24 protein-coding genes and 1 pseudogene are annotated in these 21,870 nt (G+C 31.2%); 1 reads left to right on the top strand and 24 read right to left on the bottom strand.

The window, feature by feature from the left end; translation table 11 throughout:
• Positions 1 to 16: 16 nt before the first annotated feature.
• The 24 genes and pseudogenes from ispG to BLV37_RS04845 all read right to left on the bottom strand — a co-directional run.
• On the bottom strand, positions 17 to 1,084 hold the full coding sequence (ispG, locus tag BLV37_RS04960) for a flavodoxin-dependent (E)-4-hydroxy-3-methylbut-2-enyl-diphosphate synthase (RefSeq protein ID WP_280140110.1): 1,068 nt from the start codon (positions 1,082 to 1,084) through the stop codon (positions 17 to 19).
• On the bottom strand, positions 1,068 to 2,081 hold the full coding sequence (gene rseP / locus BLV37_RS04955) for an RIP metalloprotease RseP (RefSeq protein ID WP_091728100.1): 1,014 nt from the start codon (positions 2,079 to 2,081) through the stop codon (positions 1,068 to 1,070). Before rseP ends, ispG begins: the two co-directional genes overlap by 17 nt.
• A gap of 15 nt (positions 2,082 to 2,096) precedes the next feature.
• The gene (locus BLV37_RS04950) at positions 2,097 to 3,245 is read right to left on the bottom strand and encodes a 1-deoxy-D-xylulose-5-phosphate reductoisomerase (protein WP_091728097.1); all 1,149 of its coding nucleotides are present in this window, start codon (positions 3,243 to 3,245) and stop codon (positions 2,097 to 2,099) included.
• Between the two features lie 60 nt (positions 3,246 to 3,305).
• Complete coding sequence (locus BLV37_RS04945) at positions 3,306 to 4,082, bottom strand: phosphatidate cytidylyltransferase (RefSeq protein WP_091728095.1); 777 nt, start codon at positions 4,080 to 4,082, stop codon at positions 3,306 to 3,308.
• A gap of 7 nt (positions 4,083 to 4,089) precedes the next feature.
• Entirely contained in the window at positions 4,090 to 4,839 is a 750-nt protein-coding gene (locus BLV37_RS04940) for an undecaprenyl pyrophosphate synthase (RefSeq protein WP_091728093.1), read from the bottom strand.
• A gap of 59 nt (positions 4,840 to 4,898) precedes the next feature.
• Positions 4,899 to 5,093: a hypothetical protein gene (locus tag BLV37_RS04935; protein WP_091728091.1), complete on the bottom strand. Its 195-nt coding sequence runs from the start codon at positions 5,091 to 5,093 to the stop codon at positions 4,899 to 4,901.
• Between the two features lie 6 nt (positions 5,094 to 5,099).
• A complete protein-coding gene (gene frr, locus BLV37_RS04930) occupies positions 5,100 to 5,657 on the bottom strand; it encodes a ribosome recycling factor (RefSeq protein ID WP_091728088.1) in 558 nt (185 codons plus the stop codon).
• Positions 5,658 to 5,659: 2 nt separating this feature from the next.
• A complete protein-coding gene (gene pyrH / locus BLV37_RS04925) occupies positions 5,660 to 6,376 on the bottom strand; it encodes a UMP kinase (RefSeq protein ID WP_091728086.1) in 717 nt (238 codons plus the stop codon).
• Between the two features lie 122 nt (positions 6,377 to 6,498).
• Complete coding sequence (gene tsf / locus BLV37_RS04920) at positions 6,499 to 7,146, bottom strand: translation elongation factor Ts (protein WP_091728083.1); 648 nt, start codon at positions 7,144 to 7,146, stop codon at positions 6,499 to 6,501.
• A 76-nt stretch (positions 7,147 to 7,222) separates the two neighbouring features.
• Positions 7,223 to 7,921 (bottom strand): 30S ribosomal protein S2, encoded by a 699-nt coding sequence (rpsB, locus tag BLV37_RS04915; RefSeq protein WP_091728081.1) that lies wholly within the window; start codon positions 7,919 to 7,921, stop codon positions 7,223 to 7,225.
• Between the two features lie 302 nt (positions 7,922 to 8,223).
• Positions 8,224 to 8,688, bottom strand: a complete 465-nt coding sequence (locus BLV37_RS04910; RefSeq protein WP_091728078.1) for a DUF6115 domain-containing protein — start codon at positions 8,686 to 8,688, stop codon at positions 8,224 to 8,226.
• Positions 8,689 to 8,701: 13 nt separating this feature from the next.
• Positions 8,702 to 9,022, bottom strand: a complete 321-nt coding sequence (locus BLV37_RS04905; RefSeq protein WP_091728075.1) for a hypothetical protein — start codon at positions 9,020 to 9,022, stop codon at positions 8,702 to 8,704.
• A gap of 17 nt (positions 9,023 to 9,039) precedes the next feature.
• A complete protein-coding gene (locus tag BLV37_RS04900) occupies positions 9,040 to 10,845 on the bottom strand; it encodes a FapA family protein (RefSeq protein ID WP_091728073.1) in 1,806 nt (601 codons plus the stop codon).
• A 17-nt stretch (positions 10,846 to 10,862) separates the two neighbouring features.
• Positions 10,863 to 11,600, bottom strand: coding sequence for a FliA/WhiG family RNA polymerase sigma factor (locus tag BLV37_RS04895; protein ID WP_091728293.1), 738 nt, complete (start codon positions 11,598 to 11,600; stop codon positions 10,863 to 10,865).
• Between the two features lie 43 nt (positions 11,601 to 11,643).
• A complete protein-coding gene (locus BLV37_RS04890; RefSeq protein ID WP_091728070.1) occupies positions 11,644 to 12,129 on the bottom strand; it encodes a chemotaxis protein CheD in 486 nt (161 codons plus the stop codon).
• Entirely contained in the window at positions 12,129 to 12,737 is a 609-nt protein-coding gene (locus tag BLV37_RS04885) for a chemotaxis protein CheC (RefSeq protein WP_091728067.1), read from the bottom strand. Before BLV37_RS04885 ends, BLV37_RS04890 begins: the two co-directional genes overlap by 1 nt.
• Positions 12,738 to 12,749: 12 nt before the next feature.
• Positions 12,750 to 13,205 carry a chemotaxis protein CheW gene (locus BLV37_RS04880; RefSeq protein ID WP_091728064.1) on the bottom strand — a complete coding sequence of 152 codons (456 nt, stop codon included), beginning with the start codon at positions 13,203 to 13,205 and terminating at the stop codon, positions 12,750 to 12,752.
• Between the two features lie 16 nt (positions 13,206 to 13,221).
• Positions 13,222 to 15,243: a chemotaxis protein CheA gene (locus BLV37_RS04875; RefSeq protein WP_091728062.1), complete on the bottom strand. Its 2,022-nt coding sequence runs from the start codon at positions 15,241 to 15,243 to the stop codon at positions 13,222 to 13,224.
• Between the two features lie 3 nt (positions 15,244 to 15,246).
• Positions 15,247 to 16,296 (bottom strand): protein-glutamate methylesterase/protein-glutamine glutaminase, encoded by a 1,050-nt coding sequence (locus BLV37_RS04870; protein ID WP_091728060.1) that lies wholly within the window; start codon positions 16,294 to 16,296, stop codon positions 15,247 to 15,249.
• Positions 16,297 to 16,959: a flagellar brake protein gene (locus BLV37_RS04865; RefSeq protein WP_091728058.1), complete on the bottom strand. Its 663-nt coding sequence runs from the start codon at positions 16,957 to 16,959 to the stop codon at positions 16,297 to 16,299.
• Positions 16,960 to 17,010: 51 nt separating this feature from the next.
• A complete protein-coding gene (locus BLV37_RS04860; protein ID WP_091728056.1) occupies positions 17,011 to 17,916 on the bottom strand; it encodes a MinD/ParA family protein in 906 nt (301 codons plus the stop codon).
• Positions 17,909 to 19,045, bottom strand: a complete 1,137-nt coding sequence (gene flhF / locus BLV37_RS04855) for a flagellar biosynthesis GTPase FlhF (RefSeq protein ID WP_091728054.1) — start codon at positions 19,043 to 19,045, stop codon at positions 17,909 to 17,911. Before flhF ends, BLV37_RS04860 begins: the two co-directional genes overlap by 8 nt.
• Positions 19,042 to 21,078 (bottom strand): flagellar biosynthesis protein FlhA, encoded by a 2,037-nt coding sequence (gene flhA, locus BLV37_RS04850; protein ID WP_091728052.1) that lies wholly within the window; start codon positions 21,076 to 21,078, stop codon positions 19,042 to 19,044. Before flhA ends, flhF begins: the two co-directional genes overlap by 4 nt.
• 13 nt (positions 21,079 to 21,091) lie before the next feature.
• Positions 21,092 to 21,514 (bottom strand): annotated as a pseudogene (locus BLV37_RS04845) (EscU/YscU/HrcU family type III secretion system export apparatus switch protein); the annotation flags it as partial.
• Between the two features lie 72 nt (positions 21,515 to 21,586).
• Between BLV37_RS04845 and BLV37_RS04840 the strand changes: the two are divergent.
• Positions 21,587 to 21,870: transposase (locus BLV37_RS04840; protein WP_091726831.1), on the top strand; the 284-nt coding region annotated here is incomplete at its 3' end.

The following is a 21,870-nucleotide window of genomic DNA, read 5'->3' as shown; positions in this document are numbered from 1 at the left end:
ATCACCTTAATTTTCTCTATAGTTTATTTATTTCATTAACTAGCTCATCAAGCAATTTATCTTCTTCTACTTTTTTTATAATCTGGCCTTTTTTAAAAATAAGTCCACAGCCAGCACCGCCTGCTATGCCTAAATCTGCTTCCCTAGCTTCGCCAGGTCCGTTTACTGCACAACCCATTATCGCAACCTTAATAGGCTTTGAAATATTTCCTATTCTTTCCTCAACTTGCTTTACAATATTTATTAAATCAATTTGAGTTCTGCCACAAGTTGGACATGATATTATTTCTATTTTGTCTTTAAGTAATCCTAAAGTTCTCAATATTTGCTTTCCTACCTTGACTTCTTCAACAGGATTTCCCGTAAGAGATACTCTTATAGTATCACCTATTCCCATAAGCAATAGGGAACCAATACCTATTGAGGATTTAATAGTTCCGCTCCATGGAGTACCAGCTTCAGTAATTCCAATATGAAGTGGATAGTCTATTACTTCTGCAGCTTTTTTATATGCATTTACAGTTAAAGCTACATCCGTTGCCTTTAAGGAAATTTTAATATTGTTATAATTTACCTCTTCTAATATCCTAACATGTTCTAAGGCACTAAAAACCATAGAATTTTCATTTATTCCATTAAATTTTTCAATGACTTCTCGCTTAATTGAACCTGAATTAACTCCAATTCTTATTGGTATTTGTCTGTCTTTACAAGCAGATACTACCTCTCTTACTTTATCTTTTGAACCTATATTGCCTGGATTAATTCTAAGACCATCTACTCCATTTATCACAGCTTCTATAGCAAGTCTATAGTCAAAGTGTATATCAGCTATAAGGGGAATATTAATTCTGGATTTTATTTTTTTAATTGCTTGTGCAGCTTCCATGTCTGGAACAGCAACACGAACTATATCACAGCCTTGACTTTCAAGCTCTAATATTTGAATAACAGTCTTTTCTATATCTCTTGTATCTGTATTAGTCATAGACTGAACAGTTATTGGATGGCAACCACCAACCCCGACTTTCCCCAATAATAACTCTCTGCTCTCTCTTCTCATAGCTTCACCACCTAAAAACATTAAACTTTATTATATCCTTATATGCTACCACTAGCATTAAAGCCATTAGTAATACTAAGCCTACAAAGTGTACAAACCCTTCTTTTTCTGGATTAACTGGCTTCCCTCTTACCAATTCAATTAGAAGAAATACTAATCTACTCCCATCTAATGCAGGTATAGGTAATAGGTTAAAAAATCCAAGGTTGATACTTATAAATCCAGCTACATATAATACATAGAGGGTTCCAGATTTAGCTGCTTCCCCTACAAGATATACAATCCCTATTGGGCCTGATATATCACCGCTACTTACTTTTCCTTTAAAGAGCATAACAAAAAATTGAAACATTAATCCTAAAACTAGAATAACATTTTCAAAGCCGTTTTTTATTGATAATATTAAAGATCTCTCCATTTCAGGATAAATACCAATAATAAGCCTATTATCTTTTTTTTCAATTATAGGTTTTATTGAAAAAAATTGCTCTTTTTCATTTCTTAGAACAGTTACTCTTATTTCTAGTCCATTTGAAGCGTTAATAGCACTTTTTACATCTTCCCAATTATTAACCTTATAATTGTCAATAGTAATGATAGTATCTCCTTTTCTAAGCCCAGCTTCATAAGCAGGTAAGCCTTCTGTCACGTTATCTATTGTAGTAGTAGGTACTCCAATATAGAAAGAGTAAATACTAAACACAATAATAGCTAAGACAAAATTCATTATTGCACCTGCAGCAATAACTGCCATTCTTATTCTAATAGATTTTTTGCTAAAACTTCTAGCATCATTTGAATATTCATCTTCTCCTTCCATTTTTACGTACCCACCAATAGGTAAAAGTCTTAAACTATAATCTGTTTCACCTTTGTTTATTTTAAATAATTTAGGTCCCATTCCTATTGCAAACTCGTGTACTTTTATACCAGATAATTTGGCAACAATAAAATGCCCAAACTCGTGAAATAGTACTACTATAAAAAAAACAAAAATTGTTGCTAATGCTGTTTGCAATTTTTTACACCACCCTTATAAACATGTTTTATGCATAGCTGTTTCCCTTGCCCAATTATCGCTTTCTAAAATATCGTCTAATGTTGGATTTAAAATGTTTCTATGCAAATCCATAACATTGCTAATAATCTCAGGTATTTTAAGAAAACTAATTTTATTATTTAAGAATAATTCTACAGCTACTTCGTTTGATGCATTCAATACCGCCGGCATACTACCACCAGCATTAATAGCTTTATAAGCTAAATCTAGACATGGGAAGGTTTCAATATCTGCCCTTTCAAATGTAAGCTCTTTTAAGGTATTAAAATCGAGTTTATTAATTTCATTTTTTGTTCTTATAGGATGTGACAATGCATACTGAATTGGTATTCTCATATCTGGTACTCCCATATGAGCTATAATGCTTCCATCAACAAATTCTACCATTGAATGAATAATGCTCTGAGGATGTACTACTGCATCTATTTTATCTATTTCCACATCAAATAACCATTTTGCTTCTATTATCTCTAATCCTTTATTCATAAGAGTTGCAGAATCTATGGTTATTTTTCTTCCCATTTCCCAGTTAGGATGCTTAAGTGCATCTTCTACTTTAATATTTAATAAATCATTTGTTTTCTTGCCTCTAAATGGTCCTCCTGAAGCTGTTAGTATTAGTCTAGAAATTTCGTTTTGATTACCGCTTTTCAAGCATTGAAAAATAGCAGAATGTTCACTGTCTACTGGTAATATTTCTGTTTTATGTTTTAAGGCTTCCCTCATAACTATTTCACCAGCAGTGACTAAAGTTTCTTTGTTTGCAAGAGCAATTTTTTTACCAGCTTTTATAGCTTCTAAGGTAGGTATTAAACCAATCATGCCTACAACTGAATTAATAACAACTTTAGTATCTTCTAAAGTAGCAGCTTCTATTAATCCTTCATCTCCTGATGCTACTTTAATATTATACCCTTTTAATCTATCCCTTAAAATAATAGATTTTTTTTGATCCATAACAGTAACAAGTTTAGGTTTAAACTCTAGAGCTTGTTTTTCCAATAAATCTATATTTATATTTGTAGTCAAAGCTATAACTTTATATTCCTTAGTTTTTCTTATTACATCTAAAGCTTGAGTTCCTATTGAACCAGTTGAGCCTAATATGCTTATCTCCTTCAAAATACCACTCCTTGTTTCGTCACGTTTCTATGTAACATATATTTAAATATCAAATAAATATTATACCAGCACAAAAATAACCATATAATAATATACTATTGGAGCAGTAAAAAGTATGCTATCAAATCTATCTAAAATGCCACCATGGCCAGGCATAATATTTCCAAAATCTTTTATATTAGCCAATCTCTTAATTCTAGAAGCAGTTAAATCTCCAAATTGAGCTAATATTGAACATACAATACTTAAGATAGCTAATATAAATATGCTTTCAAGTTTAAAGTAGTATGAAAACAATAGAGTTACACTTAATGAACCAAGTATACCTCCAATAGATCCTTCTATACTTTTATTAGGGCTTAAATTTGGACATAGTTTTCTTTTCCCAATAGTTACACCAACAAAATACGCAAAGGTATCTGTTCCCCATGCGGTAATAAATACAATCCATATATAGATACTTCCACTTAATAAAGTTATATGAGAAATTAAAAATGGTATGTACAATGCTCCTAAAGCAGTTATGGCTATATCACCTATTTTTGTTTTATTATCAATAACTAAAATACATAATAGTGATATAGTATATGCACCTAATAGTAGCATAAACAAATTTTGTTTATCAATCACTATTAAGATATATAGGATAATTGTAAATATGTAATTAATACATTTAATAGGTTTTAGCCCATTAATCTTATTCATTGCATTATTAAACTCATATAGCCCAATAAGGGAAATTAATAATCCAGAAACAATTAATAAAGGACCTCCCATTAAAACTACTGTAAAAAGAATTAAAAAACCAATTACTCCTGATATAATTCTAGTTTTCATAATCCACCTATACTCCTCCAAATCTGCGTTTTCTACTTTGGAACTCTATTATTGATTTATAAAACTCTTCTTTAGTAAACTCAGGCCAATATACATCAGTAAATACAAATTCTGTATATGCAATTTGATATAACAAAAAATTACTTATCCGTTTTTCGCCACTAGGTCTAATTAATAAATCTGGATCTGGCTGGTTTGATGTAAAAAGATAATTACTAAATATGTTCTCGTCTATATCTTCTATTGCTACATGGGCATCTTGTACATCCTTTATTAAAGATTGAATAGCTTTTATTATCTCAGATCTTCCCCCGTAGTTTAAAGCAATATTTAATACCATCTTGTTATTATTTCTTGTCTTATTAATAGCATAATATACTTCTTCTCTAGGTAGTTGAGGTAATTTTTCTAAATTTCCTAGAATATTTATCTTTACATTATTATCGTGTAAGGTATTTAATTCTTTTCTAAGGTATTCAACCAAAAGTTTCATTAATACATTTATTTCTTCCTTAGGTCTAGTCCAGTTTTCTGTTGAAAAAGCAAATAGGGTAAGAAATTCTATGCCTAGGTTTCCTGAAACCTCAACAATTTCCTTGACCCTTTCAACACCTTCTCTATGACCCGCTGTTCTAGGAAGGAACCTATTTTTCGCCCATCTACCATTGCCATCCATTATTATAGCAACATGTTTAGGTAGTCTATCTTTGTCTATACTATCATATAAAGAATTAATATTTTTTGAATTCATACTCATATTCTACCTCCATATAGCTTATCAGCCATTAAAAACCCCTTCTTTTTATAAGAAGGGGGCTAAAAGTAACTAACGACAACAACAATACTATTTGTAGATTCAGTACACCTAATTATTCTAGGCTCTGAAAGTATAGTTCCTTTATCTTTGTTATTGGCTAATGCTTCTTTGACCAATATTTCTTTATCACTTAGTTCCTCTAATATTACTAGTCCTTCTTTTATTGGCATACCTAAAACATCCAACTTATTCAAGTATTACTATACCTCCAATAATTCTTTCTCTTTTTGTACTAATATACTATCGATTTCTTCAATATATTTATCAGTAATTTTTTGCATTTGCTCTTCAGCTTGTTTTTGCTCATCTTCAGTTAGTTCAGAAGCCTTTTGCATTTTTTTAATTTGTTCATTTGCTTCTCTTCTACCATTTCTTATAGCAACTTTTGCATTTTCAGAATTTTTCTTAACTACCTTAATAAGTTCTTTTCTTCTCTCTTCTGTTAATTGCGGTATTGCTAATCTAATTAGCTTTCCATCATTTGATGGATTTAGTCCTAAATCTGATTTTAAAATTGATTTTTCAATTTGTGATATTACATTAGCATCCCAAGGCTGTATTACAAGCAATCTTGGTTCAGGTGCAGAAATATTTGAAATTTGGTTTAACGGTGTCTGTGTACCATAATAATCAATAGTAATTCTATCTAATAAAGTTGGGTTGGCTCTACCTGCCCTTATGCTATTTAGATCTTCCTTAAACGCCTTAATAGTTTTTTTCATTTTTTCTTCAGCCTGCTTATGAACATCTAGATACATAATTATTCCTCCCTTACTTGCGTGCCTATTTTCTCACCATAAATTATCTTTGCTATATTTTCAGGATTATCTATCCCAAAGACAATTAATGGTATTTTGTTATCCATACATAGTGATGTGGCTGTTGAATCCATAATTCCTAGGCCTAAATTTAAAATATCAATATACTTTAACTTTTCAAACTTTTTAGCATTTGTATTTTTGCATGGGTCTGAATCATAAACTCCATCTACACCTTTTTTAGCTAATAAAATCACTTCTGCCTCAATCTCAGCAGCCCTTAAAGCAGCCGTAGTATCTGTGGAAAAAAATGGATTGCCTGAACCTGCAGCGAAAATTACAACTCTACCTTTTTCTAAATGTCTTATGGCTCTTCTTCTTATATACGGCTCAGCAACTTGCCTCATTTCAATAGCTGTTTGTACTCTGGTTACAACACCTATTTTCTCTAAAGCATCTTGTAACCCAAGTGCATTTATGGTAGTTCCTAACATACCCATATAGTCTGAGGTGGCCCTATCCATGCCTTCTGAGCTTCTTCCTCTCCAGAAATTTCCTCCTCCTACTACTACAGCAACTTGAACATTCATCTCTTGTATCTTCTTTATTTCTTTAGCTATACTGACAATGGTATTCTCTTCAATGCCAAAACCTTTATCTCCTGCTAAGGCTTCACCACTAAGTTTTAGAATAATTCTCTTATACTTGGGCTCTATCATGTAAACCTCCTTGCATAAATATTCTACATTATGTCAAAAAAACCTTCAATAGTTTATAAACTTATTATAATAAAATCGCTATTATCTATTTAAATGGAGAACACTATGTGTTCTCCATTTATTTAGCCATTAATTTGCCTTGCTACCTCTTCAGCAAAGTTTTCTTCTCTTTTTTCTAAGCCTTCGCCTACTTGATATCTAACAAATCTTCTAATTTTAATATTTTCACCAATTTTAGCTATTTTTTCAGCTAATAATTGTTTAACTGTTACATCTGTATCTTTAATAAATGGTTGCTCTAATAAGCATACTTCTTTGTAATATTTTTCAATTCTACCCTCAACCATTTTATTAGCAATATGCTCTGGCTTTCCTTCATTTAATGCTTGATGCTTTAATATTTCTTTTTCCTTCTCTATTTCCTCCTGTGGAACTTCTTCTACTGAAATATACTTAGGATTTGAAGCTGCTACTTGCATAGCCATGTCTTTAACAAAAGTTTTAAACTCTTCATTTTTAGCAACAAAGTCAGTTTCCGTATTTACTTCTATTAAAACACCAATTCTGCCTCCGTGTATGTATGACTCTACAATACCTTCAGATGCAATTCTACCTGCCTTTTTAGCTGCCTGTGATAATCCTTTTTCTCTTAGTAAATCAATCGCCTTATCTATATCACCATTTGTTTCTTCTAAAGCCTTCTTACAATCTAGCATTCCAGCTCCTGTTCTTTCTCTTAAATCCTTAACCATAGCTGCTGATATAGCCATTATATACGCCTCCTTTTTTAAATGAAAAGGTAAGAGCAGTAAGGGGATGTTTCCCCTATAACCCTTACCTTTGCTATTATTGTTCTATTTGTTCACCCTGTTTACCCTCTAAAACAGCGTTAGCAATAGTTTCTGTAAGTAGTTTAACAGCTCTTATTGCATCATCGTTACCTGGTATAACAAAATCTACTTCTTCAGGGTCGCAGTTTGTATCCACTATACCTACTACAGGTATTCCAAGTATTCTAGCTTCTTTCACTGCAATTCTTTCTTTTCTTGGGTCAACCACGAATAAAGCATCTGGTACACCCTGCATATTTTTTATTCCACCAAGGAACTTTTCAAGTCTTTCTGCTTCATGTTTCAACTTAATTACTTCTTTTTTAGGAAGTACGTCAAAAGTTCCGTCTTCTTCCATTTTCTCTAGTTGTTGAAGTCTTTCAATTCTTTTTCTTATAGTTTTATAATTTGTAAGCATACCTCCAAGCCATCTTTGGCTTACAAAATGCATGCCACATCTTTTTGCTTCACTTTCAATAGATTCCTGAGCTTGCTTTTTAGTCCCAACAAAAAGAATCTCACCACCATCAGCAGCTACATCTTTAATAAATTCATAAGCTTCTTCTACTTTTACAACAGTTTTTTGTAAGTCTATAATATAGATTCCATTTCTTTCAGTAAAAATATACTCTGCCATTTTTGGGTTCCATCTTCTAGTTTGATGACCAAAATGCACTCCTGCTTCTAATAAGCTTTTCATGCTAATTACTGACATGCTATTCACCTCCCTTTGTTTTTTCCTCCACTCCTATCAACTCTATAAGGAACCATAGTGGCACAACCTTAAAGATCAAAGAGTGTGTGTAGTTTCACCTTATGTAGTATAACACACTATAATAATTTTAGCAATGTTTTTTTATTTATATAAATAAGATGAAATTTATAACTTTAAAGCTCCATATTTAAAGTAGTTTACAGCCAAAATAGTATATGACTATGTTTTTCATTAAACATAATTATATACTATTGACAACTAAATTATTCAGTATTTCTTCAATACATAATAACTACAATTTATTAATTTTCATAATTTTTAAGGCTGTATAATTTAATAATAATCTCAACTTCTCTAATACCCTTCCCTAACATTTTAGCAATTTCTTCAGCTTTTAATCCTGACTTGTTCAAACCAATAATCTTTTCAATGTTGTCGTCCCGAATATCTTTCTTTATATCTTCAGCATAGGTAGTGAGTTGACTACTTGTTCTGTTTATATCCTTACTATATTCTATTGGTTCCTGGTTAATATACGACTTTTCTTCTGATATTAAGTCAAAATTCTTATTTTCATTTTCACTAATATTATTTAATACTTCTTCAAATTCAATTTCATTATCAATAAAAAACGAGTCCTCTGATTTTATTTCAAAATCTATGGACTTATTTTGCATAGAATTTTGTTGAGTTTTATTATTAAAGCTTATCATCCAAATAGTCACAACTATTAGTATCAAGCCCAAAAGAAGAAGAATAATGTTCATCCTTCGCACCTCGTTAAATTTTTATATCAACTTTTGAACCAATTATCCCATCTGATACAACTTCGGAATTTTTATTTTGTTCTTTTTCTTTTTCTTCCTGCCCATCTTTTTCCTTAAAACTTTTATTTTTATTGTTGTCTTTTTCATCCTTATTAATCTTAGGTTTATATGTTTTACTTGTTGTATTTACTTTCTTTAACTCATTTTCGAATTTTTTGTTTTGAGTTGTAGACTGATTATGCATAAAATTTTTGTGTTTATTATTCTCTAATTGCTGAAGTTTTGAAATTTCCTGTGTTTTAGGAATAAGATTATTTAAATCAATTGGCCTCAATTAATATCACCCCAATATTATCTTTCATAAGGTCCAATTTTTAGTTCATTATGTTCTTTATATATAGTAGAACGGCTTAATTCATCTCTTACAAACATTGTACTATTTCCCATTACTATTTTTACTCCTGGATAAATAACATTCTCTGCTTTTATTTTTCCCCTAGACAAGCGTTGAATTTGAGCTTCTATGAAATTAATTTCCTTTTTAAAATCATCTGATTGACTCGTCAGTATATTACGAGTCTGTATTGCTTTTCTTAGCATATCTTCTTTTTCTGGGGTCAATTCTCCCGACTTAGCTAATCTACTTAATAAAACAATTGTTTTGTCTAATTTTTCAATATTATTTTCCGCTTCACTAAGTTTATTTTTAGTTTCTTCTTGTTTAATTCTAAGCCTTGGATCTACTCCTACTTCTAGAACAGTTGATGTTGCCATGCTTGAACCTATTGTTTTTGCTGCTATTTCTTGTGATGCTCTGCAGATACCTCCAACGATTAATCCATTCTTTCCAGAAGCTCTTATGTTTCCTTTACTTGTTACTTCACTATGCATTATTGCATCCGATGTAATATCTCCGTCAGCTTCTATATAACTATTTTCGATATATCTTGCAGTAACGGATCCTTTCGAAATCAACCTACTTTTATTATATCCTTGTATTCCTCTTTTAAGAAGAATATTGCCATTGCATTTGATTTCAGCTCCTTCTACAACCCCTTCAACTTCAACATCCCCATCTGCAATAATTTGGAATCCAGTTAAAACACTTCCCTTAACCCTGACTGTTCCGTTAAATTTAATGTTACCTGTTGAGTTATCGACATTTCCATTTACTTCATATACTTCATAAACTGTTATTTTGCCCTCTTCCAGGCGAACTTGACCATCACATTCTGCAATTAACTTATTACCATCCTCTGATAAGTAAACATTCTTACCATACTTGAAGTTTGCTTCTTTACCAATTTTATTATTTATTATTTCCCCTATTACAGAAGTGCCTTGCTTTCCAGAAGTTGCAGGAATTAGCTCTGCTAATACATCTCCTGCCTTTACATTATATATAAGGTTTAAATTTCTAAAATCAGCACTTCCGTCTGCTAATATCTGAGGTGCAATTTCTTTTTTTTCTTCAAAAAGATACTTTACGTAACCATCCTGGCCATGTATAGGCAGAGTACCTTTTGCTATTAATGTTCTAGTGTTATATACTTTATCTTTAATTAATTTTTCTATTTTTAGAACATCTAGTCCGTACTTAATCTCTTTATTTATTATTTCTAAAGCATCACTAATATTCAAGTCTCGTCCTCCATCTGGAGGAACAATTGTAATATAAGCACTTAGCTTATCTTCTAAAACATCTAATATAAGTTCAGCATCAATCATAGGTTTCTCTTGTTTTGGGGCTATCCTAGTTTCCATTTTATTATTAAATGCATCTTTAACTGCATTAATATCTAAATCTTTAATCTCTTTTTTCTTTAACAAACTGATTATTTTTTCAATATTTGCGTCTGTTTTTTCTGTGTTGTTAAGGACAATATATACTCCATCTTCCTGAAAACTTAAGTCAAAAGTTTCTGGCTCAATAAATATATCCTTAACTGAGTCTAATGTTTTTTCAATCTCTCCTACTTCTGATTCTTTTATTGTCATTTTTATTTTATAGTCTTTAATAGGTATTCCCATTAGGAACTTACCCTTTTCTAATATTTCAACCTCTACCTGATTTTCTTCTTTATCTAATTTTTTAAGTCCTTCTTCTATCAGTGATTTTAAATCTTTGCCTTCTAAAACAACATAATTGTAGAACACATCATCACATCCTGCAATTAATTTTTTTCTATCCCTTTGAGTTTTAAAAACCCTTTGAGTAATAAAATTGCTTTGCTGTGTATCTGTGATATTCTTGACTCGGAAAGGTCTAGTATATTTGCTATTTCTTTATAAGTCAATTCATCAAAATAATATAAAGATATTACCATTTTTTCTTTTTCATTTAGCTTGTCAATGCCCTCTGCCAAAATGTTTTTTAATTCTTTTGATTCAAAAACATGTTCAGGATTTTCTGTAATATTTGGATTAATTGCTATATCACCTTTTGTAAATAAGGTTTCCTCTAAGGAAATAATGTTAATAGTTGAAATTTCTGATAGTATGTTTTCTACTTCTTTTTTATCTATTTTTAGTTCTTCTGATATTTCTATTGTTGTAGCTCTTCTTCCAAGCTTGTTTTCTAGTGCATTGATTGTATTTTCCATTTCTTTTGCTTTTTTTCTTAATCCTCTTGGAACCCAGTCTAGTTTTCTTAAGTTATCAATCATTGAACCTCTAATTCTTATTTGAGCATAGGTTTCAAACTTCAAATCTCTACTAATATCAAATTTGTCGATAGCATCTATGAGTCCAAATACTCCAAATCCTAGCAAATCATCATAGTCAACGTTCCCACCATAATAATTAAACATTCTTCCAGCTACAATCTTAACCAAATCTATGTATAGTTCAATTAATTTTTGCTTATAGCTTATATCTCCTGTGTCTTTATAGAGAAGCCATAGCTCGTCCATTGTCAATTTATCACCTCCAAAAAGGTGTTCAAAACAAATATAATCATATATTTTTTGTTCCATGTCCTACGGTTTTTACTAATAGGTTCCCATCTGTTACGCTTAGCTCTATTGTTCTACCGTAGTTTCCCCCAGTATCTTCTGATAATATTGGTATACTTAGTTCTTGTAATACTTTTTTTGAAGCTAGTACATTTCTTTCTCCAATTCTTAAAATATCAGTATTGGAATTGAAGGAGAACATTTGAGAGCCACCTGCTAATTTTGCGACTAATTTGTTCTCATTTGCACCTATTAATTTCATTTCTTTAATTAGCTCTACGATTGCAGTATCAGCAAATTTAGCTTTATTACTATTGTTCTTGATTTCCAAGCTAGATGGTAGCATAATATGTGCTAATCCTGCTACTTTGCTGTATTTATCATATAGTGCTATTCCTACACAAGAACCAAGGCCTAAAGTGGTCAATATACCTGAAGTTTTTAATACTTTATAATCTGCCATCCCAACTTTAACTATTTCCATCATTAATTTACCCCTAAACTGCTTAATATTTTTTGGAAAGAATCAATCTCTGGTATTAAGAAGAAGTCCCCAGTTATTAGTTTGTCTCCCTCTTCAAATTGAGTTTCAATGAGTATAACATGGTCACCAAAATGTCCAAACTGAACTGCAGGGACACTAAGAATTGCAGCAGCCATATCAATGCAAATAGAAGGCACAGATATTTTTAAGTTAAGACCTGTTAGAGTACTCAGTGAATTAATATACGATGCAGATAAAATATTGCCAACTTCAGATAAAGCAGACATGTCCATTTCATCTAATTCGCTCTTTGAACTGCTTCTGCTAAAAAGCATATCCGTTAAATTTACTGCTGATTCTATGTCTAATACAAACATTATATTTCCTTCTATATCATCTGTCATTTCAAAATATATTCCAACTACTGGTGTTTCGCTGTCTCCTAATATATCGCCTACTTCTTTAAATTCTAATATTTTGACCTGTGGTACTTTCATGTCAACCTTTTTATCTATCATAGATGCTAGGGCTGTTGCTGCATTACCAGAACCAATATTGCCTAACTCTTTCAGTATATCTAAGAAGGTAGAATTTAAATTGTTTACTTCCATTTCCCTTCCCTCCTAACTTACCTGTTCAATCTCCTTATGTCCAATTACTTTTTCGATATCTATTAGAATTATCAAGTTACCATTCTGTTTTCCGATCCCATTGATAAAATCTTCAGAAATATTTTCTTTTACAATTGGTGGACTATCTACATCTTCCCCGTTAATTTCAATAACCTCCGAAGATGAGTCTACTAATAATCCTATTTGTATTTCATTTACAAACACGATTATTATTCTAGAGTTTGAATCTAATTCTCTGGGAGTTAATTCAAATCTCATTCTTAAATCTATTACTGGAACTACCTCACCTCTAAGGTTGATAACACCTTTTACATAAGGAGGTGCATTAGGAACTCTAGTAAAGTCTTGTATTCTTTCGATTGATTTAACATTATTAATATCTATTCCGTAGTATTCGTTATCTATTTTAAAGACAACATATTTTGTTTCACCGCTTATGCTACTCATATAATACCTCCTCTCCTTACAATAGAGAATTAATATCTAAAATTAAAGATATTTTACCATTACCTAATATAGTCGCACCAGCTAAATATGGTATGCCTAGCAAATATCTACCTAATGATTTAATAACAATCTCTTGTTGTCCTATTAGCCTGTCCACAATTAAGCCTGCTTCTTTTTCACCTTTTTTAACTACAACCATTATAATTTCCTCTTCACTTTCAGAAGCATGGATACCTAGAACCTTATTTAATCTTATTATTGGAAGTGTTTTATTTCTAAATAAAACTACTTCATGATTCTGAACATTTCTGATATCTTTACTTTGAACTGGCGTTATTTCTCTAATAGAACTTAATGGTATTGCATATATTTCTTCTTTAATATTGATAAGTAGTGCCTGGATTATAGCAAGTGTTAATGGTAATCGAATACTAAATTTACTCCCTTTATGAGGACTTGTTTCTACCTCAACTATGCCATTAATAGATTCTATTTTACTTTTAACTACATCTAAGCCTACGCCCCTTCCCGAAACGTCTGACACCGAATCAGCTGTACTAAATCCAGCTTTAAATAGCAAATCGACAGCCACATCATCTGCTAATTCTTTAGCTTCAGCTAAAGTTATTAAACCTTTTTCTACAGCTTTATTCTTGACCTTTTCAATATTTATTCCAGCTCCATCATCTTCTATTTCAATAACTACATTGTTTCCATCTGGATAAGCCCTAAGTTTTAACTTTCCTACCTCACTTTTACCTATACCTTTTCTTATATCTGGACTTTCGATTCCATGATCAAGGGAGTTTCTAATAAGATGAATAAGAGGATCACCTATTTCATCAATTATGGTTCTATCTACCTCAGTTTCCTCTCCAGTCATTTCCAAATCTACTTCTTTTCCAAGCTCTTTAGCTAGATCTCGTACCATTCTTGGGAATCTGTTAAAAACTCTTTCTATGGGTACCATTCGTACTTTCATTACAGCATCATGAAGGCTTGTTGTAATTCTTTCTAAATATTCAATGGCTTCATTCATGTTATCCTTTTCAACAGTTCCACCATCTTCTAGTCTAGTTTTAATAATGATAAGCTCACTTACTAGGTTCATTAGGTTATCTAATCTGTCAATATCAACTCTGACGGTTTTCCCAATAATATTCGTAGTTTTTTTCCTATCTTGAACATTTGTCTCATTATTTGTAGTACTTATACGGTTTTCTTCTTTTACTTCGTTTTCTATGCTTAAGTCAATTGCAGCAGCAGTTTCTCCCTCACTTTCAGTGCTTTCAAGAATTATCTCACTTATATACACCTCTTCAATTTCAGAAATCATAAGCATTTCATTTTCCAAATATTCTTTAGTCTTTTCAGTAACTACAGTTAGTGAAAATTCCAAATCAAATTTTTCATCTTCAATATCTTCTGCTGGAGGGATTGAGTGAATTATTTCTGAAAAGGATTCTAAGTTGTTAAAAATTATAAAAGCTCTGGCAGATTTAAGTAAGCAGGTTTTACTTAATTTGATTATTAGGTTGTATGCATGTAATCCTTTAGTATTAGCAGTTCTTATAGTATTGACTACATATTCATCTAAATCAATATTATTACGATCCTTTTCTTCTTTTCGTATGCTGTTTGAAAATGCAGCTGCTCCACCTTTCAATTTGTTGTTTAGCTCCTGAATTAAATTTGTACTATCTAAATCTCCTTCTTCTCCAAAATTAATAATGTTTGTTATATACTCGTCAAGCATATCAAAGCATGTAAATAATAAATCAACTAGCTCTGTGCACACATGGATTTTATCACTTCTAACTGAATCAAGAATATTCTCCATTTCATGTGTTAAGCTTGCAATTTTACTAAAGCCCATTGTTCCTGACATTCCTTTTAAGGTATGAGCTATTCTAAAAATCTCATTAATAAGATTTTTATCATCAGGATTTTTTTCCAAGTTCAGTAGATGCTCATTCATAAATTGTAAATGCTCTTTTGATTCCTCGATAAACATATCCAGATATTGATTCATATCCATATTCTACACCCCCAATACATTTATTAGTTCATTACTGATTTCATTTAATGGTAATATCTTGTTAATAGTGCCACTATTAACAGCTGCTTTTGGCATACCATATACCACACAACTTTCTTCATCTTGTGCTATAGTGTAACCACCGCTTTCAGAAATCTTCTTAATTCCATTCGCTCCGTCTGAACCCATTCCAGTCATTATAACAGCTATTTTCTTCATTGAGCTAATACTTGCAACAGATTCCATCATTACATCTACTGATGGTCTATGTCCAGAAACAGGCAGGCTTTTATTTAATTTTATAATAATATCGCCATTATGCTCATGAACTATCATATGATAGTTACCTGGAGCTATATAACAATACCCCTTCTTTAAAACATCATTATTCTCTGCTTCTTTTACATTGATATTAGACATAGAGTTTAATCTAGCTGCTAGGGATCTAGTAAATCCTTCGGGCATATGCTGAACAACTAAAATGCTAGCATTTATATCAGCTGGCAATTGTGGAATTACAGATTGAAGTGCTCTTGGTCCGCCTGTTGATGTCCCTATAGCAATTATGCTCCCTTCTCCGCTTACCCTTTTGCTAGGCAAGACTCTATTTGCTACAGTAGGTTCTAAAATTTTGAGAGAAGGTTTAGTAATTTTCCTAATTTTTGATGCAACTTTAACTTTTTCTATAAGTTTGTTTTTTTCTTCTTTTTTATTTAAACCAAATATATTAGTTGGTTTGGGAATAAAATCTACTGCCCCAATTTCTAAAGCTTTTAAGGTTGCATCTGCGCCTTCAACAGTTAAACTGCTAAGCATTACTACAGGAATATTGTATTTGTTTATTATTTCCTTTAAAGTTGTAATGCCATCCATAATTGGCATCTCAATATCTAATGTAATAACATCTGGATTAATTTTTTTTAGCTTTTCTAGGGCATCTTGTCCATTTCTTGCAGTTTCTATAATTTCAATTTCTTCATCCTCTTTTAATATATCTGAAACTATTTTTCTCATAAAAGCTGAGTCATCCACTACCATTACTTTAATTGTCATTTAAATCAATCCCTTTTTTCTAAGTTCTCGCTGTTGTTCAAATATATATTTAATTATTATTTCTCTTTCTGTGCTAATCACGTCTGCAAATTTAACTCCAATTTCATATTTATATTCATTACCACTTGAATCAATAACTCTTACAACTTCTCCAAGAAAGTCTAATTCTTTATTATCTATGTAAATGGTAAGAAATAATTTATCATGAAGTTCGTGTTTATAGTTAGAAAATAGTCTTACTCCTCCACCACTAATATCCTTCGTTTTGCATGTTTCAACTAAAATAGTATTTACACCGTTTTCTTTTGTTTCAAATCTTTTAACTACCTTTAATGATAATTCTAGTCTAAAATAATTGCGATCTTGAATTCTCTTAATATCTCCAATTCTCTTAATAACTAATTTATATATTCCTTTTTCTATTTTTTCAGTTACAATGGCTTTAAAAACAAATTTACCTTTATTTTCTTTATAATAAGTTATTTCTATTATGGAATTAATGCTTATATGAACAATAGTGCTTCTGCGTATGGGACCAGCTATTACATACTCTTTTTCATTTAAAATATCTAGCACCTGGCTACTATGGTTTATCTTTGAATTTTCAATTCTAGATATCTGTATTTTGTCTCCTACATTAATATGTAATGAATCTATTACCACTGAGGATTGTTCCTCCTTTCTAGTGAAGTAATAAGATAAGTAAAACTGAAATTATTCACTATCGTTTTTTGAAAAAAAGTCTTTAAATTTATTTAAAAAATTTGTAAAGCTATTTTTGTTTTCATTATTATTTGTACTGCCTATAATCTTTACTGCAATGCTATTAATATTTTTGGATATAGAGGAATTAGGATAGAGATTAATAAATGGATTTTGATTTTTTACTGCCTCAACTACAAGCTTACTATTCATTATATACCCTAAATTTTCTATGCTTGTATTTAAAAATTTTTTTGATGCTATGAATAGTTTTTCAAATACGTCAATAGCCTCCCTTTGATTTTCTACTCTATTAACTACTAGTCTTAGCTTGCAACTGGAACCTCTAATTCTTAAAGCCTTTATTAAGGCATATACGTCAGTTAATGAAGTTGGCTCAGGAGTAGTTATTAATATTGCTTCATCTGCTGCAGATACAAAGCTCATAACAACTTCTGAAATTCCTGCACCAGTATCTATTAAAACAAAATCAAATAATTGTTCTAGCTGGCTAAGTTGGCTAATAAGATAATTAAGGTTTTCTGCATTTAGGCTTAATATGTCATATAATCCAGAGCCGCCAGCAATTATTTTAACCCCGTCTGGTCCATCTGTCATGATTTCAAGTATATTCTTGTTTTTATTTAAAACACTGCTTATATTCTCCTTAGGCAATAATCCTAATAATACGTCTATATTAGCAAGTCCTATATCTGCATCAATTACTGCCACAGTATATCCTAGCTTGCTAAGTGAAATAGCAAGATTAATAGTAAAATTTGTTTTACCTACTCCTCCTTTACCACTTGAAACAGCTATTACTCTCGTATTATCAGTTATTTTTCTAGTGGATGTTTGCCTATTACTATTCTCATTAGTTTTTAATATTTGTCTTAATCTTTCTGCTTGATCATACATCTTTCAATTCCCCAATCAGTTTTCTGCTTAGTTTTTCCATATCAGGTACTTCTATGTCATCTGGAACATTTTGTCCGTTTGTCAAATAAGATATTTTATTATTAAAATAATATTTTGCGTTAAGTACATTTCCTAAATTATCAGCCTCATCAATCTTGGTAAAAATAACTTTATAATCATCAATAAAGCTGTATTTTTCGAATATATCATTAATTGTCTTCATATCTGTAGCCGCATTTATAACAAGATGCACTTCTTTGTTGTTTACGGATTCAATTAATTCCTTTATTTCATTCATTTGTTCTGTATTTTTATGGTTTCGACCGGCTGTATCTACAAGTATTAAGTCTTCTTCTCTGAAATTCGACAAGGATTTATAAAAGTCCTTTATTTCATATACAACTTTAAGAGGAATTTTCATAATTTCTGCATAAATTTTTAGTTGCTCTACTGCTGCTATTCTATATGTATCCGATGTTATCATGCCTATAGAATAGTTTTTTTCCAAAGAAAAATATGCTGCTATTTTTGCTAATGTAGTTGTCTTCCCAACGCCTGTTGGTCCAACGAAGAAAATAATCTTTTGCTTTCCATCATGATTAATTGGAGCAGGTTCGCCTAAGTATTCTTTTATGTTATATGCTATTATTTCATATATTGTTTTGTTATCCTTATTACTTACATTAATTTGATCGTTTATTTTATTTAATATTTCAAATGCAATTTCTTCTTTTACCCCATTAGAAGTAAGTAGTCTCAAATATTTAGATAGCTTATCTGGTAGTTGTGACTTCCCAATATCTAGAGTATTTACTAAAGACTCCATCATACTTTTTATTTTATTTATTTCTATCTCTAAATCATTTTTCATATTTATAGAGTTTTCTATACGACTGTTATTAATGCTATTATTGAAACTGTTTTCCAATCTTTCTGCATTGCGAGTATATGTTTTGTTGTTTTCCTCAACCGCAGCTACAACTTCTACTAAATTTTTTTTAAATATTCCAAGGAAGCCAGGCTGCTTAATTGTTCTTGTATGTAGTATTATTGCTTCTGGACCTAGTTCCTTTTTTAGCTTGTACATTGCCTCCTGTGTTGTGTTACCTATAAATCTTTTTATTTTCATACTATAGTCACCATCCCCATAGATTGAACTTCCACAGAGGAATCAATTTCATTATAAGACAATACTATTAAGTCTTTTGTTATTTGTTCAGTTAATTTTTTTAGATAAATTCGTACAATAGGAGCTGTTAAAATAATTGGTTGTAATCCTATAGAAGTCATTTTTTCAATATTTACAATTATATTATTTAAAATACTCTGGGCTTTATTTGGTGAAATTGATAAATATGAACCAGTTTCAGTTTGATTAATTGATTCCATAATTAGTTGTTCTAATTCACTATCAAGAGTTATTGCTTTAAGTTTATTTCTTTCTACATATTTTTTTGTAATATATCTAGATAGCCTTTGACGGACATATTCTGTTAGCATATCAGCATCTCTAGTAATAGCTGCATAATCTGCTAAGGCTTCTAGGATAGTTACCATATCTCTAATAGATACCTGCTCTCTTAATAGGTTTATAAGCACTTTTTGAATCTCTCCAATTGAAAGAAGCTTAGGCACTAATTCCTCTACTAAAGCAGGATGTTCTTCTTTAACGTTATCAACTAATGCTTTTACATCTTGTCTACTTAAAAGCTCGCTTGCATTTCTCTTTATAATTTCAGTTAAATGTGTTGCTATTATTGAGGGTGGATCTACTACTGTGTATCCTAAAATTTCAGCTTTTTCTCTTTCATGGTCTGTTACCCATTTTGCTGGTAGCCCAAAAGCAGGCTCTATAGTGTCAATACCAATAATATCACCCTGAGCAGTGCCAGGGTCCATAGCTAGAAAATGATCAAATAAAACCTCGCCTTTTGCGATTTCTACACCTTTTATTTTTATAACATATTCATTAGGATTAAGTTGAATATTATCCCTTAATCTAACCATAGGAACAACCATTCCTAATTCTATAGCTATTTGTCTTCTAATCATTACAATTCTATCTAATAAATCTCCACCTTGATTAATATCTGCTAATGGAATAATTCCATATCCAAACTCAAGCTCTATATCTTCAACTTTTAATAAGGTCATTACATTTTCAGGCTTTCTAATTTCCTCTATTTCAGCTGTTTGAGAGACTTCAATCTCTTCAGTTTCTTTTTTCTTTTTGCTAGAGTTCATAGAATATCCAACAAAGATAAATGTTACACCTAAAATTACATAAGGAGGCCATGGTAAAGGAGTCACTATTCCTAAAAATAATAACACTCCTCCAATTATATACATTAGCTTTGGATTATTGCCAAATAACTGTGCCAATACATCTTGTCCTAGATTTGATTCTGAAGCAGCCCTTGTTACTACTATACCAGTAGCAGTAGATATTAATAATGCTGGAATTTGGCTTACCAATCCATCACCAACTGTTAATAGAGTATACCTAACTAATGCTTCACCCATAGGCATTTTATTAACTAAAACCCCTATAATCAGTCCACCAGTAATATTTATTAAAGTAACAACAATACCAGCTATTGCATCTCCTTTAACAAACTTACTGGCTCCGTCCATAGCACCATAAAAGTCTGCTTGCTGTTGAATTTCTTTTCTTCTAATTTTAGCATCTTGCTCTGTAATAAGACCTGAATTTAAATCCGCATCTATTGCCATCTGTTTTCCAGGCATAGCATCTAATGTAAACCTAGCAGCAACTTCAGCAACTCTTTCTGCACCTTTAGTAATAACTAAAAAATTAATAACTACTATAATAAGAAATATAATGAGTCCAACAAAAACATTTCCTTGTATTACAAAGTTTCCAAAAGCCTCTATAACATCCCCCGCTTGGCCCTCGCTTAATATATATCTTGTAGTAGATATATTTAATGATAATCTATATAAAGTTGTTATCAATAATAACGTTGGGAAAATGGAAAACTGGAGTGCATCTTTTGTATACATGGAAATTAATAGTATCAGTAAAGCTAAAGATATATTAAAGCTTAATAGAATGTCCAAACTCCACATAGGAATTGGAATTATTATTATCAATATTATTGCAATTACTGCAATTGCTACAGAAACATCTCCGCGTTTCATAAATGTTCTCCTCCTAGTACTTTAGGCTGTATACATACGCAAGTACTTCAGCTACTGCTTGATAAAGTTCCTCTGGTATTGTCTGACCTATTTCTACAGTATTATATAAAGCTTGAGCAAGAGGTTTATTTTCAACTGTTGCTATCTCATGCTCCTTAGCTAATTCCTTTATTTTTGCTGCTACTAAGTCTGCACCTTTTGCAAGTACATATGGTGCATCATACATTTCTTTATCATATTTTAAGGCTATAGCAAAGTGAGTTGGGTTTGTAATAATGACATCCGCCCTAGGCACATCTTGCATCATTCTTCTCATAGCCATCTGTCTTTGCTTTTCTCTTATTTTAGATTTAATCTGAGGATTACCTTCTGTTTGCTTATACTCCTCTTTAACTTCTTGTTTAGACATTTTTAAATTTTTCTCATATTCCCACCTATTTAGCCCCCTAACCGTTTTGGACAATCACACACGATTATAGTAAAATATAATCAACAGGAGGTTGCCAGAATGAGAAGCAAAAATACAAGATATCCAGAAGAATTTAAACGTCAAATTGTTAAAGAAGTAGAGGAAGTTGGTAATGCAACTTTAGTAGCAAGAAAGCATGATATTGTCCCAGGCACGGTTACAAGATGGGTTAGAGAATCAAAGGAAGCTAACAAAACGAATAATCCTCTTAATATAGATTATAGCACTAATTCCTCCTTAGATAAGGAGAATGAGCAACTAAAGAAGCTATTAGGCGAAAAGGATCTTGAAATAGCAATCCTTAAAGACCTACTAAAAAAAAC

The organism is Proteiniborus ethanoligenes, assembly GCF_900107485.1.
Lineage (GTDB): Bacteria > Bacillota > Clostridia > Tissierellales > Proteiniboraceae > Proteiniborus > Proteiniborus ethanoligenes.
Note: the sequence above shows the minus strand (reverse complement) of the source record. Positions and strands in the feature narration are given on the sequence as shown.